Genomic DNA, 17,045 nt, shown 5'->3' on the forward strand with positions numbered 1-17,045 from the left:
GCTTGGTATACTTAGTATTATAGGAATGAGTTTATAATCCATCCTACAAATTCGGAAAACATCTTTACAATCAAAAAAAATGCGTTCTTCGTTAATGACTACCTGTTCGTTTTATGATATAGTACAGGGTATGCAAGAAATACCATTATCAGCGGACTTAGCTGTTCAAGCAAAAACGTTTTTACAGAAAACCTCATTCTTTTCCGGCTGGACTGACATTGAACTGGACGAAATTATGATGCACTGTCAAGTAAATGAATTTGAGGATGGCAGCGTAATATTTACACCCGAAGAGAACGGCTCGAAGGTCTATCTGTTACTGAACGGCAGTGTGGAAGTCCTTGCTCCCGATAAAAAGGCTGCGTTGGCTGAATTTGTTGCAGGGGAGTTATTCGGCGAAATCGCCTTGCTGACCGGTAAACCACACGATGCGTATGCAATAGCGCGTAAACAAGCCCGTGTCTTAGAATTTCCCAAAGGCGGGGTTCCGCTTGAAACCTTATTCCACGATAATCCGCGGATACTTGCACATCTCTTTCAATCATTATTGATTTTCACCTCTCAACGTACCAGAGCTGCCAATATGCTCATTAAAGAGAATTCACCGGTTGTACGCGAGCTGCGGAATCAAGTCTATAGCGATAAACTTTCCGGTCTATTTAACCGCACCTATTTAGAGGAATCTTTTGCAGAATTTTGCAAGGGACCTTTTGCACTTATTATGATGAAGCCCGATAACTTTAAGCAGATCAACGACAGTTTCGGTCATGAAGCGGGGGACACGGCTCTTATTTTTATTGCCGGTCATCTAAAAAAAGCCTTTTCGGAAAATACCATTTTGGTGCGTTACGAAGGGAACGAATTTGCAGTCCTTACGCATCTCTATGCCGATAAGGAGTCTGCTCGAACATTTGCAGAGAAAATCAAACATGAGTTGGAAACGTTAGATCTTTCTCATCTTTTTAATGGAGAGAAAATCTTTTTAAGTATGAGCCTTGGTGTTGTCCTCTTTCCCCAGCACGGGAAAATTTACACCGATATTGTAACACGGTGTTCCGGTATGCCGCTCATAGGTAGACAACGCGGCGGTTCGATGATTTTATTTCCGGAGGATATATAATGCTCGAAGTAAAACAGCGATGGCTTGAAGTTTTACGGAAAACCTCTCTTTTTTCACGCTTAACACCTGATCAAATGGGCGTTGTCCTTTCATCCCTTTTCTATTGCGAGGTTGAAGCAGGGCAGACCCTCGTGTATGAAGGGGAAATCGGTTCGGAGCTTTTTATTATTGTGCAAGGATGCATATCGATTTCGGTAAAATCGGGAGAAGAAAATATCGAACTGGGCAGACTGCGTTCCGGAGACTTTTTCGGTGAAATGTCGCTGCTTGAACAAACGGCCCGTTCAGCTTCTTGTACGGCGGTGGAAAACACCTCCTGCTTTATGCTTAAAGCGCGGGATTTTTCGCAGATTATTGTAAACGACCCTGTTATTGCCGTTTCTATCCTACAACAAATGCTTTCAAGTACGGTTTCCCGCCTCTTGCGGACAAACAGCTTTTTAACGCAAGTTATCCAATGGGGCGACGAAGCTAAGAAGCGCGCCATCACCGATCCCTTTACAGGCCTCTTTAACCGGCGCTATTTGGATGATAATATCGGAAACCTTATCCGCCGAAACACGGAAACCACCGGCGCCAGTTTTGCAATGGTGGATGTCGACCGTTTCGGTACTTTAAACAAAACCTACGGAAGTGTGTTCTGCGACAGCATTTTACTTGCAATTACCGATGTGTTTAAGAAAACCTTTGACCATCAGGATACGCTGATCCGGTACGGCGGCGACGAGTTCTGTTTTATTGTCGGAGGAAATTTTGAACGAGCTGAAACGCTTTGCCAAAATGTCTGTGAGGGAGTAAACGCTATCAGATTTAACGAGCATCCCGATTTGGCGGTTTCTTGTTCAATCGGCTTAGTTCCCTGCGCCCATAACGATAATGTGCAGGATATACTCAAGCATTCCGACGAAGCGCTATACTGTGCAAAAGAGCAGGGGCGAAACCGTGTATGCACAGCTTAGTACAGTACAAAAACGCGGAGCTGTCATATCAAGTCGTATCAATATGAAAAAATATAAGGTTTATACGGTATGATTTCACTTCTAAAGCTCTTCGGTGTGGGAGTATTCATTGGAATCGCCAATGTTGTACCCGGAGTTTCCGGCGGTACGATTGCAGTAATTTGCAATGTCTACGATAAATTAATCATATTGAGTTCACTTAATTGTAAACGGATAAAAGAGGCTTGGCAGGATATACTAAGCCTTGCCTTGGGAATCGGTGCGGGAATTGTGCTGTTTGCAAAGGTGATTACGCTGCTATACCGCGCGTATCCGGCACAGACAAGCGCCTTTTTTATCGGGGTTGTGGCGGGGAGCATTCCGTTTTTATTCCGAAAGGCTCGTGCCGGTATCCCCGCTGCGGCAGTTGCAGAGAATGGCTCTTTGACAGCCGGATGGCTGTATGGAACGCTATGCTGCGGAATTGCCGGTTTTGCACTGATGCTGGGAATGTTTTTCTTACAGCGTCGCGGTGTACAAGCTGCTGCCGTTGTTACCGCCTTTTCGCTGCCATTTGCGGCAAAATTAGCGGTAATGGGAGCTTTAGCTGCGGTTGCGATGCTGATTCCGGGGATTTCCGGCTCGTTTGTGTTGTTGATTCTCGGCGTATATCCGACAGTACTGCAAGCGGTCGCGGACTTTAATATGCTATTGCTTATACCTATTGCGCTTGGCGTTGGGGCAGGGTTGGTATTCGGAGCGCGGCTGATTGCCGTATTGCTGGAACGCTTCCCTGCGCTGATGTATGCTTTTATTCTCGGCTTGGTTGCAGGCTCGGTATTCTATCTCTATCCGAACACCAGCTGCCAGCCTTTTACGATGCGGGTTGTTTCCGGAATAGTATGTGTTATCGGCTACGCGGCTGTTTCGTTCTTTTCGAGGCGAGAAGCAATGGAACAGCAGAAAGATGCCGCAGATGAGGAATAACCGTATATCTTTTTCAGTGGGAGGAATGTATGTTTGAATCTTTACAAGTAACATCGGAATTAGTAGACAAGGTGATTAAGCCTTTTTCTGCGTTAGCTAAACATGGTGTACTCGTCAGTGCCGGACATGGAACGGAACACGGCGAGTGGAATACTATGACTGCATCGTGGGCATTGATGGGGCATTTATGGAACCGACCGATGGCTGCTTTGTTTATTAGACCGCAGCGGCATACCGCGGTATTTGCCGAAGAAGAAGATTACTTGAGCGTGTCCTTTTTGGATACTGCCGATGAAAAAATGTGCGAAGCCCTTAAAATTTGCGGTACCGTGTCGGGCAGGGATGAAGACAAAGCGGCCAGCGCGGGGCTTACACCGGTATTCCACGACAATACCGTTATCGGATTTGAGGAAGCCATACTCACCGTATCATGCCGGAAACTCTACCGGAGTCAGTTCGATATGGACTCGTTTTTAGACCCACAGGTCATTATCGACTGTTATCCCAAAAAAGATTTTCACTACGTCTATTTCTGCGAAATCCGCGATGCCTATCTTCGCAGCAAATAGAACACTGCCGAAAGCTGCTTTTCTTGTATGTAACGGAACCGCCGCTTTGCGGTTCTAATTGATAACAGGGCATCTTTAAAAACTACCAAGTTTTTAGAGATGCCCGTTGATTTTAAGAAGTGTATAAGAGGTTTCTATGAAAAAAATAATTACGTTGTTTTTTATGATGATACTTGCAAGCGCCGTGTTTGCACAGGACGCGGCGCAAACTGAAACAGGCAGTCTTGAAGATGAGCTGTTCGGCGGCGATACTGAAGCGCTCGTAACACCGGAGCAGGCAAACGCCGAAACTCAAAAAAACGGTGTTTCCCTAACGGGCGATCTTAAAACCGCAACACTCGCACTCGAAAGCAATAAGTTGCGTATCGGCGGCTCGTTAAACACTGAATTGGGGCTTAAATATGTATGGACTGATCCGTACACAAAGAAAAACGATGCGAAAAAAGCTTTTTTAAATCCTGCGGTGGCACAGCTGCAGCCGACAATCGGTGCAAATCTCTTTTTTGATGCGCGCCCGGTACAGGACTTAAAGTTATACGGCAAGTTCCTTTTTGAATTCCCGTTTGAAAAGAGTTTGAACGGAACAATAAGTATCACAAAAGAGCAAATGGATGAGATTTTGAAGCAGTATCCAGCTCTAAAGACCATACCAAATTTTCCACGAAATGGATTTGGATATCCTATCAGTGTAAACGGTTCACCGAATTTTAAAATTTGGGAACTGTATACCGATTTCTCGACAAAGGATATTGCGTTTTTCCGGTTTGGAAAACATACGGTTAAGTGGGGAACCGGTTATTTTTATAGTCCGGCTGATGTTATCAATATTTCGCGGATAGACCCTGAAAAACCGACGGCAGACCGAGAAGGTCCCGTTTCGCTGCGAACGCATATTGTTATTCCTAAGACGCAGTACAATATATGGTTGTATTTGCTGCCCGACACGGAAACGTTTAAGCCGCAATATACGGCGGGGGCTGCAAAGGCAGAGTTTGTGTTCGGCGACTGGGAGTTGGGTGTCGGCGGTTGGTATCGCTATGAAAAGGCGCCGCGGTTTATTACAACCCTCTCCGGCAGTATCGCGGGAAAGGTTGCCGTCTTTGCGGAAGGCGTATTTGCATGGGGCAGCGATTATACCTATTATAAAGACGATGATGTACTGACGCCGTATACGGTAAAGAATAAGCCGTTTTTCCAAGCGACGCTCGGCGGCTCGTATTCAAATGAGAACTCACATACAACAATTGCATTCCAATATTACTATAACGGCTTCGGCTATGCAAACACAAAGGCCGCCGACCGTATTGCTGATAGCGCAGCAGATGCTTTGAACAAAAAAAATTTTACCGATCCTTCGCTCAAAAAATATGAGAATATCGCCGCAATGGGAAACCGAGGCCAGCATTATATCGCCTTTACAGTAGCTCAGAACAAGATCGGCACGGAAGATTTGACGGCAAATTTGTTCCAGCAATTCGCAATCAGCGAGCTTGAAGGGCTTACAACACTCAGCCTTAACTGGAGGATATTTAAGTTTGTACAGATGAGTACCGGCCCGATATTCTCGTATCCGCTGAGTCCTTCGTCGCACAGTAAAGGCTCCATCGGCTATAACCTCAGCTTTAAGCTCGGCGGCGGCAAGTTCTAATGCTGGTCAACTTTCCATTTGCGCGAAGGGGTTAGGTCGTCTCTATTACAACTAAGTCTTGATACACTCACAACTTAATTTTAAACATCGCTTCTAAAGATTAAGACTCACGGAAGGGTGCCTGTATTAAATCAATATCTTCTTTGCAGCGCCGCCGTAATACTTGTTGCGCAATTCGTGAACCTGCTCGTCGCGGATGTAGTCGTCAAAGGGCATCATCCGGTCGATTACACCGCCGGGGGTAATTTCCACAATGCGGTTTGCGATGGACGAGATGAATTCGTGGTCGTGCGAGTTGAACAGCACCACTCCCGGAAAGGCGATGAGCGCCTCGTTCAAACTGGTAATCGCTTCCAAGTCAAGGTGATTGGTCGGTTCATCCATAATCAGCACATTGGCACCGGAAAGCATCAGCTTACTGAGCATACAGCGTACCTTTTCCCCTCCGGAAAGTACCTTGACGGGTTTGAGCGATTCATCGCCGGTAAAAAGCATCCGCCCTAAAAAGCCGCGCACATAGGCTTCGTCCTGTTCGGTGGAAAATTGCCGCAGCCAGTCGGTAATGTTCAAATCGGTTTCAAAGTAGCTGGAATTATCCTTGCTGAGATAGGCATTCGTAACGGTCTGCCCCCAATACACATCACCGGAATCGGCGGTTTTAACACCGGCAATAATATCGAAGAAAGCCGATTTTGAGTTATGCTCCTGTCCGACAAAGGCGATTTTGTCCGTCCGGTTCACGGTCAAGCTGAAATCCTTGAGCAGCGTAATACCGTTGCCCGAACCTTCTTCCTTAGAAGTGTAATTCAACTTTTCTACGCGGACAACGTTATTGCCGATTTCTCTATCCGGTTTAAAGTGGACATACGGAAATTTCCGGGTGGTAACTTCCAGTTCTTCCAGGGCAAGTTTGTCGTACACTTTTTTGCGGCTGGTTGCCTGCCGGCTTTTTGCCGCGTTAGAAGCAAACCGTAGGATAAATTCGCGCAGGTCTTTCATCTTTTCTTCGCGCTTTTTCTGCTGGTCGCGTGCTTGTCGCTGCATAATCTGACTCATCTGATACCAGAAGTCATAGTTACCGCTGTACATACGGATTTTTCCAAAGTCGATATCGCAAATATGCGTACACACGGTGTTCAGAAAGTGCCGGTCGTGCGATACCACGATCACCGTATTCGGGAACTCTATTAAAAACTCCTCCAGCCAGCTGATGGATTCAAGGTCGAGACCGTTCGTCGGCTCGTCCAACAAGAGAATATCGGGATTGCCGAACAGTGCCTGCGCCAACAGCACACGAACCTTCTGGCTTTCGTCAAGCTCGCTCATCATGCGCTCGTGGTTTGTCTCTTCCAAACCGAGCCCGGAGAGCATCTGTTCTACCTGATTTTCCGCCTCCCAGCCGCCCATGTCGGCAAACTCACCTTCAAGCTCCGAGGCGCGGATACCGTCCGCTTCGCTGAAATCTTCCTTTTCGTAAATGGTTTCCCGCTCTTTCATAATCTTGTAGAGCTGCGGGTAGCCCATGTATACGGAGTCTTTGACGGAATACTCATCAAACGCAAAGTGATCCTGCCGCAGTACCGCCATCCGTTCACCCGGCGTAATGCTGATTTCTCCGCTATCGTGTTCCAATTCGCCTGAAAGCAGCTTGAGGAATGTTGACTTGCCTGCTCCATTCGCTCCGATAATGCCGTAGCAGTTCCCGGGGGTAAATTTTAAATTGACATCTTTAAAAAGAGGTTTTTCCGAAAATTTTAAACTAACATCGCTTACTGTAATCATAAAGGTCAGTATAGCCTAAAAGAAAAAAAGAGTGAACGGGATGGATGAATAAACGCATCAGGTCGTTTTTTAACACCCCCACGGAAAAACTGAGACTATTCGACCAGAGTTGAACCTCTTCGCGGTTCAAATGGTCTCACAGTCTCAGTTTTTCCGCGGTTTTTATCTAGTCTACCTGATGCGTTTATCCATTTGTGGGAAAAATGTGGGAAAAATGTGCGAAATTTTATTTCCTTAAAATGCAACAGTTGAACAAAATATGAATTTTGGAAACTGTTGCATTCGTGCGCGAAAAGCGCACATATCAATACGCAAGTTTTCGAAAGAAAACTTGACGGTTAAGGTGAGCGGCGTCATTGTAGACGCTCACCTTATACCTATGAAATTTCGCACAGAAGGGCTGTTACGGATTATGGGTTTCTGCAAGTACCTGTCGGTAAACCTCCACGATTTTTTTTGTCATCGTTTGATAATTGTCTTGCAATGCGGCTGAGTTTATTTCCTCTTTGAGCGTTTTACCATCCTTAGTATGTTGTTTTTTATCATAGATGTTGTGCAGAATGTTAACGAATGCGGCCGAATCTTTAAAAGCGAAGCCTGTTACTCCTTCGATATATTGATCTTCATTTTCTTCGTCATACAGATGAATTACAGGTATGCCGCAGGCAATTGCTTCCAAAGCCGAAACCGAATGGTTTTCCGAAAGCGAGGTCATAATGTATGCATCACATAAGTGGTAATAGTATTTGATATTCTCATGCAGTACGGCACCGGTAAAGATAACCGAATGGGTAAGGCCATAATCTTTTGCCTGCTGTTCAAGCTCTGCTCTAGCAGGACCGTTTCCGATTATAAATAATTTAGCATTCGGCATTCCGTCTACAAAGTATTTCCAATATTCTAATGTGAGTGAAAGATTTTTTTCCGCAGCAAGTCTTCCACAAAAACAGGCGATAAAATCATCAGGTTTAATGGCATACTGGATTTTAAGATTCTGAATGACATCCTGATTGAGCGTATCTTCGGCAAAATCGGTGGTAATACATGCATTGGGAATTTTATAAATCGGCGTTGTTACTTTGCACTGCTTTAAAAAATCTTCCAGTTTTGTCGATGCACAGATAACCGCTTTAGCGGCATTGGTATACCGTAAAATACCATGGTCGATAAAATCTTTTACCGCTTTAAGATTTTGCAATGCACCAAAATAGTGAATATAATCGTAATACATACTATGGCAGGTATATACAATCGGTATATTGAGTTTACGTCCTGCATACAAGGCGAACAGTCCTTGGCTGAATTCATGGTGAATATGAATAATATCGGGATTCCATTCTTTTAGCAACCTTAATCTGGTTCTACTACGCGGGTAAGAAACGGAATAATTGTAAAGATTGTGCAATTTTACGGCAGGGCTGTATAAAATACCGTCAGTAATATGGTGATGCTTTGTATTCGCATCAGGCTTAACGATAAGAACCTCATGCCCCAATTCAATTAAACCTTTTCTCAGCGCTTCGATATGATATACGGCACCGTTAATTTCCGGAAGATAACACTCGGTGATAATAGCAATTCGCATATAGATAGCCTTTTATAAGTACAATTTCTATCCTATCACGGTAAGACGGTAAAAGCAAGCATCAAATCAGAACTTCAAAACAGCTATGATATTTTGTAAGGACTTGCCGGTATACATCTAAGGGCTTTTGATCTATCTGTTGATATGTACAGTGGACATCTTTCTTTGTTTTATCTATTATTACTTACCAAATATCTCTCAGGGTTAAAAAATGAAACGTTTTATCATTATTCTATTACTATTGTTAACACCTGCCGTATTTTGTTTTGCAGATACGCCTTATGCGTTATTTGTGGAAAATGACCATTGGATTTATGATGCAATGCATATCCTTTCGGTTGAATCGCGGCAGACAACGCTTGCAGACCGTCAACCGCTTTCTAAGGGTGAGCTTGCCGAATATTTTTCTACTTTTGACAATGCTGCTATACCGCAGGCGAGTGAACCGCTATACCGTATGATGCAGGGATATTTTTCAGGGCATTCGTTTTTATTTACTCGTAAATATTTTACATTTGATGTGAACGGCATTTTTACGCTGCAGGGGCAATATGTACACAATCGTGAAAACGAACCTCGGCTTGATAGTTTTTTGCGGTATAATAGAACCCCCGCTATTGTTTCCATCCCAATGCATGTGATGTTTACCCGGTATGTTGATTTTTTTGCAAATTTCAGCTTAAAGAAGAATTATTGGGCAGCGGAATTGTCCTATCCGTATACAAATCTGCCCTTAGAAGGGAACGCGTTTGATATGACATTTCCTACGCAAGCAGGGCTGAGCCTTGGAAATCACTTCTTTAATTTTACTATTGGACGAGGTGCTTTAAATATCGGTAGGTCACTTGCGGGTAGTATGCTGATTGCAGATACCGTAGACCGAATGGATTATATGACTGCTTCGCTTTTCTATAAAAAGGCACATCTGTCGCTGAGTGTGTTAGAATTGGAGCCTACCCGTTTTTTGTTCTCTCACGAAGTGTCTTTCCGCCCGCTAAGCTGGCTTATGTTTCGACTTTACGAAGGAGTTGTCCTCAATGCGCCATTCGATCCTCGGTATTTAAATCCAATGATGATTTTTCATAACTATTATGGATGGCGCGATCCCTCTTTTAATAAAAGTACTGCAGGCGCTCCCAATTCCGATGAAGGTAAAGCGCTGATAGGTTGTCAAATCGGTTTATCTGTTGAGATTGTGCCTATACATGGACTTCGGCTATATGGGCATTATGGGCAAAATCAGTATCAATTAGCTTTTGAACGAAAGAACTATCCCTTAGCCCGGAATATTCCCAACGGTCTCGGCGGTTCTGCCGGTATTGAATATATTCATCCATTCAGCTTTGGACACCTTTCAATAACCGGAGAGTTTTTATATGCAAGTCCATGGATGTACATTATGGAGAATAAACATGTAAGTTTGTATCATCGCAGACGAGATACCATTGCCGGCAAAGAAAAGTTTAACGATTATATTATGGCATGGATTGGAAATCCCTACGGTCCGGATACTATGGGAGCTTTTTTGCAAATTTCCCTAACGGAACCGCAAAAGTACCGTGCAAAACTCGGTTACCGTTTTTTGGTAAAAGGGGAGAATGAAGAAAAGTTTTTTGATCCTAAGCAAGAGACTGGCAAAGATATTTACTATCCTCCTAAATACCACTATAAACCGATAGTAGATGCAAAAACGCCTTCTGCGAATCCGGCATACTTCCATACGATTTCGTTAGGAGGTTCGTACAGGGTGATTAAACAGCTTGATCTGAATGCAGGGCTCAACTGGACAATTGTAACCGGCAAAAAGAGCGGACATGCAGTGGATATTTATTCTTCTGTGAAATATACGATTCGGTAAAATCTGTTTACTGTATCCGCCCCTGCTTGAGCATATCGCTAATTTTTGATATCTTTCGCAATTATTATAAAAATAATTGTGAAAAAGATGAGGTATGTATGAAAAAACTCTTATGCGTTGCATTATTACTCACCACGCTCCACACAGTATATATTCATGCGCAGGCTCCAGTAGATTTGTTCGATCCATTTTACGAAGATTTATCGATATGGGAGGGCAGCGGTTTAATTAATGATACACCGAGCATTAGACCGTATCCGTTACAGGAAATTGAACGTATATTGCAAATAGTTATAGAAAAAGGGGATGCCGGTCAGCGCAGAAAAGCTGCCGAATATCAAGCACGTTTCTTTCATCGCGCTTTCCATTTTGGAGGGAAAGCCGAATTTAATTTCGCACGACAATCAAAGAAAAACGAAAATCAATTTTTTATAACGCCCTTTGCTAAAATGAATTATCAGATAACAAAAATGCTGACCGTTTCGGCGTATGTAAGTTTTAGCCTATTTAATAAACTAGATAATCCTTCTTTGCTACCCGCTGATACATATTCCTCTAAAGATATTGCTCGTGATCATGGTACAGCAATTGGTAAATGGAACACCTTACCGATGTTTAATTCATCCATAACATTCGGAACTCCTGAGTATTATTTAACGGCAGGATTAGGACGTACTTCTTATGGGCCGTTCCATGATAGCGGTATTTTTATTTCTCGTCAGGCTTTTCATGCAGGACAGTTTATTTTTACGGTTAATAAACCAAAGTGGGCATATAACCAAGTTTTACTACTGCTTTCAGCAACTAATAATGCAGGATACGATCTAGGACCGAACAAATTTTTAGCATCCCATTCTTTGGATATACGACCGCTGCCATGGCTGACATTTTCTATAATAGATTCAATGATATATGGAGGACGATTCGAGCCGATTTATTTAATCCCATTCTCGGCATTTTTTTTAGGCCAAAGTATTTATGAATTTCCTGATAATTCCTTATTGGGGATGAGTTTTACGGTTAAGCCTATACGGGGTTTACGCTTTGATGCCGCATTATATGTTGACGATCTTGGTTTAACTGAAATTATTAAATTTAAAAGTGCATTATGGCGTTTAGCAGGAGAATTCGGAGTATCTTATACCATGCCGAATACTCATTGGTTCTCGTTTGTCGATTTAAATTACACGCTTGTGATGCCCTATATGTATACACATGTTGACGATGATAATTATAAGAAACCTAATTATCAAAATTATACGCATCATGGCTCTCCGCTTGGAACAAACCTTGAACCGAACTCCGATAGGATTCATCTTAAACTTAAATTTCGACCTCTTTATGGATTTGATATCAATCTTTCCAATACCTTTATCAGGCATGCTAATACAACTGAAAGTATTACAGATATCAGTATGATAAAGGATTACCTTGCAAGGCAATATACCACAGACGGTTCGGTGTTTAATCACCCTACTATTACAGATAGAACTTCAAATGGCAGCACTCACTGGAAAAATCATGCATTTCTTTATTCCACTCCCTTTATGCGACAGCAGACCATCCAATATGTTAACCAGCTTGCATTGGATATCAGCTGCCATTTACCGATTGTAAAGTCGGGCGGGTATATGCTGTTTAAATTCGGTTATGTGTTTGAGGCAAACATCAATCCGGGAGTAAGGAAAAATATGTATTCGCCGAATGATAGGACAATGGGATGGGATAAGAAATCCATAGCAGAGATTGGAGAAGCGGCGATTCGGAAAGAAGCCGCCAGACAGCTTGCAGACTGGCGTGCCAAAGCTATCGGGAAACAGTTCAACCACTATATTCGGTTAAGCGCAGAGTTTGCGTATTAAATATCTATCAGTTTTCCGCTCCGAAAGGATTCGGTACATTTACCGGCAATAACGGATACCGCCGTACCGTCATATACGGAGACGGACGGTTTCCGCTTTGAGCGGATGCAGTCTACAAATGCTTCCATTTCGTGCAGATAAGCCTGTGCAAACCGCTCCTGAAAATTCTCCGAACACTCTTTGCGGACACCGTACCGGTCAAGAATTTCAACCAAGTTTTTTTGAGGAACAGAAGCGATTCGCAGCGTTGCCTTCGTTCCGATAATTTCCGTTTCGACGTTATACCCGTGCGGTGCGGTTCTACCGGCAAAGAGGAAGGCCATTGCATCGTTTTTAAACTTCATTAAGCAGGAGACATTATCACCGTCTTCATACTGAGCAAATTCGGGATACGCATAACAACCGCCAACCGCATAGACCGAAACAGGTTCGCTTGAAAGCATCCAACGGGCAAGGTCGATATCGTGAGAAGACATATCATAGAATTCGCCGCCGCTGTGCGGAGCAAACGCAATCGCGCCGTCAATACAGCTGATCGGATCCTGACTATAAGAGCGGAACAGTATCGGGCGGCCGATCTCGCCTGCATCGATTTTTTCCTTTGCATAGCGGTAGGATTCATCAAAACGGCGCATAAACCCAAGCATAAACACTGCGTCGGGATGGGCTTCTACCGCTTTTTCCGCAAGGCGGCATTCTTCAAGGCTGGTGCCAAGCGGTTTTTCACAAAACACGTGCTTACCGCGCTCCAAAGCCTGCGCAATCTGCGTACAGTGGAGAGCCGATGGGGAAACAATCGCTACCGCATCAAGCTCCTCAACGGCAAGCATTTCTTCAAAAGACGTACAGTAATGGCGGACACCGAGTTCTTTCCCAACCCGATGCAGTTTTTCGGTATCGATGTCGCACAAAGCGGCCAGTTCCGCGCCCGGAATTCTTGTTGCAATATTTTTTGCGTGTTCGAGTCCTAAGCGGCCTAAACCGACTGAACCTATCCGTATCTTGTCCATTTATTTTTTCCCCTTATTTTTCCGCATATCGACGATAACTGCCGCTACGATAATGACACCTTCGGCAATCTGCTGCCAATAGGAGCTGACCGACAAAAGCGTTAACCCGTTTCTCAGTACGGAAATAAGCAATGCTCCGATAACTGCGCCCCAAATAGTGCCGATGCCGCCGGTATGACTGGTACCGCCGACCGTCGTTGCAGCAATTGCCGTCAACTCATAGCCGGTTGCGGCGGAAGGATGCATACTGCCCGCCCGTCCTGCATACACAATAGCTGCAACACCGGCAAGCAATCCGCAATAAGCATAGATGATAATCAGCGTTTTATTCACATTTACGCCGGAAATTTCCGCAGCCCGTTTATTCCCGCCGAGCGCATAGACAGCCTTGCCGAACTTGGTATTATGCAGCAATATCCACGAAATGATAATCATCACAACATACACCAGTACCGCAACCGGAATGTATCCGAAAAGCTTACCCTGTCCGATTACATCAAAGCCGGACAGCAAATTGCTGATCGGCGTGCCGCCCGTATAGACAAGCACAAGACCGCGCGCAACGGTGTACATACCGAGCGTTGCAATAAACGGCGGGATGCGCGTTGCCGAAATAAGCCATCCGTTCAGCGCACCCGAAGCAGCGCCTACCGATAAGGCCGCAAGGATAGGAACAATAAGCGGCATTTGAGGTAAGTTCGGGAAATAGCGCGGTACAGCTCCTGCGACCTGCCCGATGCTTGCCATAATACAGCCCGCCAATGCGAGCACCGAACCGACGGAAAGATCAATTCCCTGTGAGGTGATGACAAAGGTCATACCGAGCGCCAAAATACCGTAAATGGCCGTTTGGCTCAGTACATTAAAAATATTTGTTAAACCTAAGAATCTCGGATTTAATATCGAGATAACAATAATCATCAGAATAAGCACCAGCACGATACCGTAGGTTTGTATCAGCGCCTTTAACGTTTTTATATCAAAGCGGCTTGTTCCTGCTCCAACCATATCTTTATTCCTCCTCGTAATTATCAGTATGTTTTTTAAACCGCCAAGTCCGCTTTGTTTGAAGCATAGGCCATAATAGTATCCTGTGTAAGATTTTTATTTTCGAGGATACCGGTAACATGTCCTTCCGCAACGACGACAATTCTATCGCTCATACCGAGTATTTCAGGCATTTCGGAGGAAACCATGATGATGGCTTTTCCTTGTCCTGCAAGCATACTGATAAAACGGTGAATTTCGGCCTTTGCACCGACGTCAATTCCCCGCGTCGGTTCATCAAGAAACAAAATATCCGGCTCGGTTAAAAGCCATCGAGCGATGAGTACCTTTTGTTGATTTCCTCCCGATAAAAATTGAATTTGCTGTCCGACACCGGGTGTCTTAATTTCTATCGACCGCACATATTCACTACAATCTTTTAAAATATTCTTTTTATTTAAAAGACCGAAACGGTTGATATAGTGGTTGATGTTGGATATTACGATATTGTCGCTTACCGGCAATACCGGGAAGATACCTGAAAGCCGCCGATCTTCGGTAAGAAGCGCTATCTTATGTTTAATTGCATCACGGGGATTTTTAATCTGAACCGGTTTACCGTTTATTTTAACCGTTCCCGCTACAGCGCGGCGGATACCGAAGATGGTTTCGATAATTTCAGTTCTTCCGGCGCCTACCAAACCGGCAAGTCCCAGTATTTCTCCTTTCCGTAACGAAAAAGAAACATCAGTAAAATACCGCCCGTCACTTAAACCTTCTACCGAAAGGATCTCATCTCCGATCGGACAGGGAATTTTGGGAAACATTGTATCCACCGGCCGCCCGACCATTTCGGTTATCATCTGTTCCATCGGTAAATCTTTCGCTGCATGAGACGCGATAAAATGACCGTCGCGGAAGATACTGACGGTATCCGCAATTTGCGCAATTTCATCCAGCTTATGCGTAATGTAGATAATGCTTTTATCTTCGCTTTTAAGCTTTCTTATAACGGAAAAAAGTTGATCCCGCTCCCGATCCGTTAAGGCGGAAGTCGGTTCATCCATAATGATAAGCTTTGCGTCATAGGAAACCGCTTTCGCAATTTCTACCATCTGCATCTTTGCCACCGTTAAAGTTCCAACCTTCGTCTTAGGATCTTCTTGCAGATGCACCTGTTCCAGCACAGCTTTGGTCATTTCATACATTTTTTTATGATTGACCAAACCGGTTCGATAAAGCGGCTCCCTTCCAAGCCAGATATTTTCCATAATCGGCCGTTCGGCTACGGGGGAAAGTTCCTGATGGATCATAGATATCCCCCACGAAAGCGCTTCCGCTGTCGTGTAGTACTGCGGAAGCTGCCTGCCGTCAAAGATAATCTCGCCCGAACTCACCGGTTGAATACCGATAAGACATTTCATCAATGTCGATTTTCCGGCGCCGTTTTCTCCCATTAGGGCATGGACTTCCCCGCGTTTTACATCGAGATGTACGGAATCCAACGCACGCACACCCGGAAAAAGCTTCGAAATATTCTTCATTTGTAAAATATAATTGCCGTCACTCATCCGTACATCCTCCATAAATGATCTGCCTCGTAAAATAAACCGGCTCTTTAGAGACGTTTTATTTCAATAACGGGGAATCCTTATCAACCAATTGGAACGGCACCCACGTTATTTTATCGGGGCTACCACCCTTTATCTTTGATGTAATAACCTTTGCAGCGCCGCCTCCTTGTCCGTTTGCATCCTGAAATACCGTTGCCGCCATCAACCCTTCGCGTACGGCATTCCGCCCGTCAAGCGTTGCATCTACACCGAGAACCAAAACATCTTTTCTATTTCCTGCTTCCAACGCTTTAATAGCGCCGAGAGCCATTTCGTCGTTGTTTGCCAATATCGCATTCAACTTATTTCCGTATGTCGTAATCCAGTTTTCGGTAACGGTAACCGCTTGGTCGCGCTGCCAGTTTGCCGTTTGTTCGGCAAGTACGGTAATTTCGGGGTATTTTGAAGCGAGCACTTCTTTATTACCCTCAGTCCGCTTTAATGCGCCCTCATTTCCGAGGATACCGACCAGAATTGCAACGCCGCCTTTTCCTTGCAGCAGTTCTCCAACCCGCTCCCCTTGAAGCTGCCCTGCAACAATCTCCTGCGATCCGACATAGTACACACCGTCAGGCATACTATCTTCTTTACCGGCAAAAGGATTGCGGTTGACATAGCAGAGCGGAATACCTGCATTGCGCGCCGCATTGGTAATGGCATCCATTGAACTGGTGTCTACCGGTACGACAATTAATCCCTTAACACCCTTCGCAATAAAGCTGTTTACCTGATCCTGCTGCTTGATGGTGTCCTCAGTTGCATCGTTAACCTCAATATTCCCGCCCGCTTCGGTAATAGCTGCTTTTGCAGCTTCCAGAATATACGTCTGAAAAGTATCATTGAGATTATTGATACAATAACCTACCGTAAAGCCGTCGGTCTTTGTTTGAGACGCCTGAGGCGCAGCAGCCTCTTTCTTTGTGCATCCCAACAACATTGCAGCCACTGCTGTAACATACAACATTCGCTTTGCAAAAGTTTTCATCTCTTCCTCCTAATGTTTCCGCCGATTTGATAAAATCCGCGAACATTTCGCCGATTCATTTTTATATAAACCGGCATTTTTAGATACGTATATGTTAATAG

Annotated in this window: 13 protein-coding genes; 7 read left to right on the plus strand and 6 right to left on the minus strand. The window is 44.4% G+C overall.

The window, feature by feature from the left end; genetic code table 11:
• Positions 1–130: 130 nt before the first annotated feature.
• The 5 genes from GWP40_RS00825 (at position 131) to GWP40_RS00845 (ending at position 5,262) form a co-directional block, all read left to right on the plus strand.
• Positions 131–1,120, plus strand: coding sequence for a GGDEF domain-containing protein (locus GWP40_RS00825; RefSeq protein ID WP_230974502.1), 990 nt, complete (start codon positions 131–133; stop codon positions 1,118–1,120).
• Positions 1,120–2,079 carry a GGDEF domain-containing protein gene (locus GWP40_RS00830; protein WP_212565669.1) on the plus strand — a complete coding sequence of 320 codons (960 nt, stop codon included), beginning with the start codon at positions 1,120–1,122 and terminating at the stop codon, positions 2,077–2,079. The genes GWP40_RS00825 and GWP40_RS00830 overlap by 1 nt, the downstream gene beginning before the upstream one ends.
• Before the next feature lie 69 nt (positions 2,080–2,148).
• Entirely contained in the window at positions 2,149–3,045 is an 897-nt protein-coding gene (locus GWP40_RS00835; RefSeq protein ID WP_212565670.1) for a DUF368 domain-containing protein, read from the plus strand.
• A gap of 29 nt (positions 3,046–3,074) precedes the next feature.
• Positions 3,075–3,614, plus strand: a complete 540-nt coding sequence (locus GWP40_RS00840) for a flavin reductase (RefSeq protein ID WP_212565671.1) — start codon at positions 3,075–3,077, stop codon at positions 3,612–3,614.
• Between the two features lie 136 nt (positions 3,615–3,750).
• Positions 3,751–5,262: a hypothetical protein gene (locus GWP40_RS00845; RefSeq protein ID WP_212565672.1), complete on the plus strand. Its 1,512-nt coding sequence runs from the start codon at positions 3,751–3,753 to the stop codon at positions 5,260–5,262.
• 126 nt (positions 5,263–5,388) lie between these two features.
• On the opposite strand, the gene GWP40_RS00850 is transcribed toward GWP40_RS00845, so the two are convergent.
• Complete coding sequence (locus GWP40_RS00850) at positions 5,389–7,044, minus strand: ABC-F family ATP-binding cassette domain-containing protein (protein WP_212565673.1); 1,656 nt, start codon at positions 7,042–7,044, stop codon at positions 5,389–5,391.
• A 403-nt stretch (positions 7,045–7,447) separates the two neighbouring features.
• Entirely contained in the window at positions 7,448–8,629 is a 1,182-nt protein-coding gene (locus GWP40_RS00855) for a glycosyltransferase (RefSeq protein ID WP_212565674.1), read from the minus strand.
• 211 nt (positions 8,630–8,840) lie between these two features.
• On the opposite strand from GWP40_RS00855, the gene GWP40_RS00860 reads away from it, so the two are divergent.
• Complete coding sequence (locus GWP40_RS00860; RefSeq protein WP_212565675.1) at positions 8,841–10,487, plus strand: hypothetical protein; 1,647 nt, start codon at positions 8,841–8,843, stop codon at positions 10,485–10,487.
• Positions 10,488–10,585: 98 nt separating this feature from the next.
• Positions 10,586–12,349: a hypothetical protein gene (locus tag GWP40_RS00865; RefSeq protein WP_212565676.1), complete on the plus strand. Its 1,764-nt coding sequence runs from the start codon at positions 10,586–10,588 to the stop codon at positions 12,347–12,349.
• Here GWP40_RS00865 and iolG read toward each other — a convergent pair.
• From iolG to GWP40_RS00885, 4 genes are read right to left on the minus strand one after another with little or no spacing between them, the layout of a single operon-like run.
• Positions 12,346–13,359: an inositol 2-dehydrogenase gene (gene iolG, locus GWP40_RS00870; protein ID WP_212565677.1), complete on the minus strand. Its 1,014-nt coding sequence runs from the start codon at positions 13,357–13,359 to the stop codon at positions 12,346–12,348. The genes GWP40_RS00865 and iolG overlap by 4 nt on opposite strands.
• The gene (locus GWP40_RS00875) at positions 13,360–14,367 is read right to left on the minus strand and encodes an ABC transporter permease (RefSeq protein WP_212565678.1); all 1,008 of its coding nucleotides are present in this window, start codon (positions 14,365–14,367) and stop codon (positions 13,360–13,362) included.
• Positions 14,368–14,402: 35 nt separating this feature from the next.
• Entirely contained in the window at positions 14,403–15,917 is a 1,515-nt protein-coding gene (locus tag GWP40_RS00880; protein WP_212565679.1) for a sugar ABC transporter ATP-binding protein, read from the minus strand.
• A 58-nt stretch (positions 15,918–15,975) separates the two neighbouring features.
• Positions 15,976–16,944, minus strand: a complete 969-nt coding sequence (locus GWP40_RS00885) for a substrate-binding domain-containing protein (RefSeq protein WP_212565680.1) — start codon at positions 16,942–16,944, stop codon at positions 15,976–15,978.
• Positions 16,945–17,045 lie beyond the last annotated feature (101 nt).

It is taken from the genome of Treponema vincentii (assembly GCF_018336815.1).
Taxonomy (GTDB): Bacteria; Spirochaetota; Spirochaetia; order Treponematales; family Treponemataceae; genus Treponema.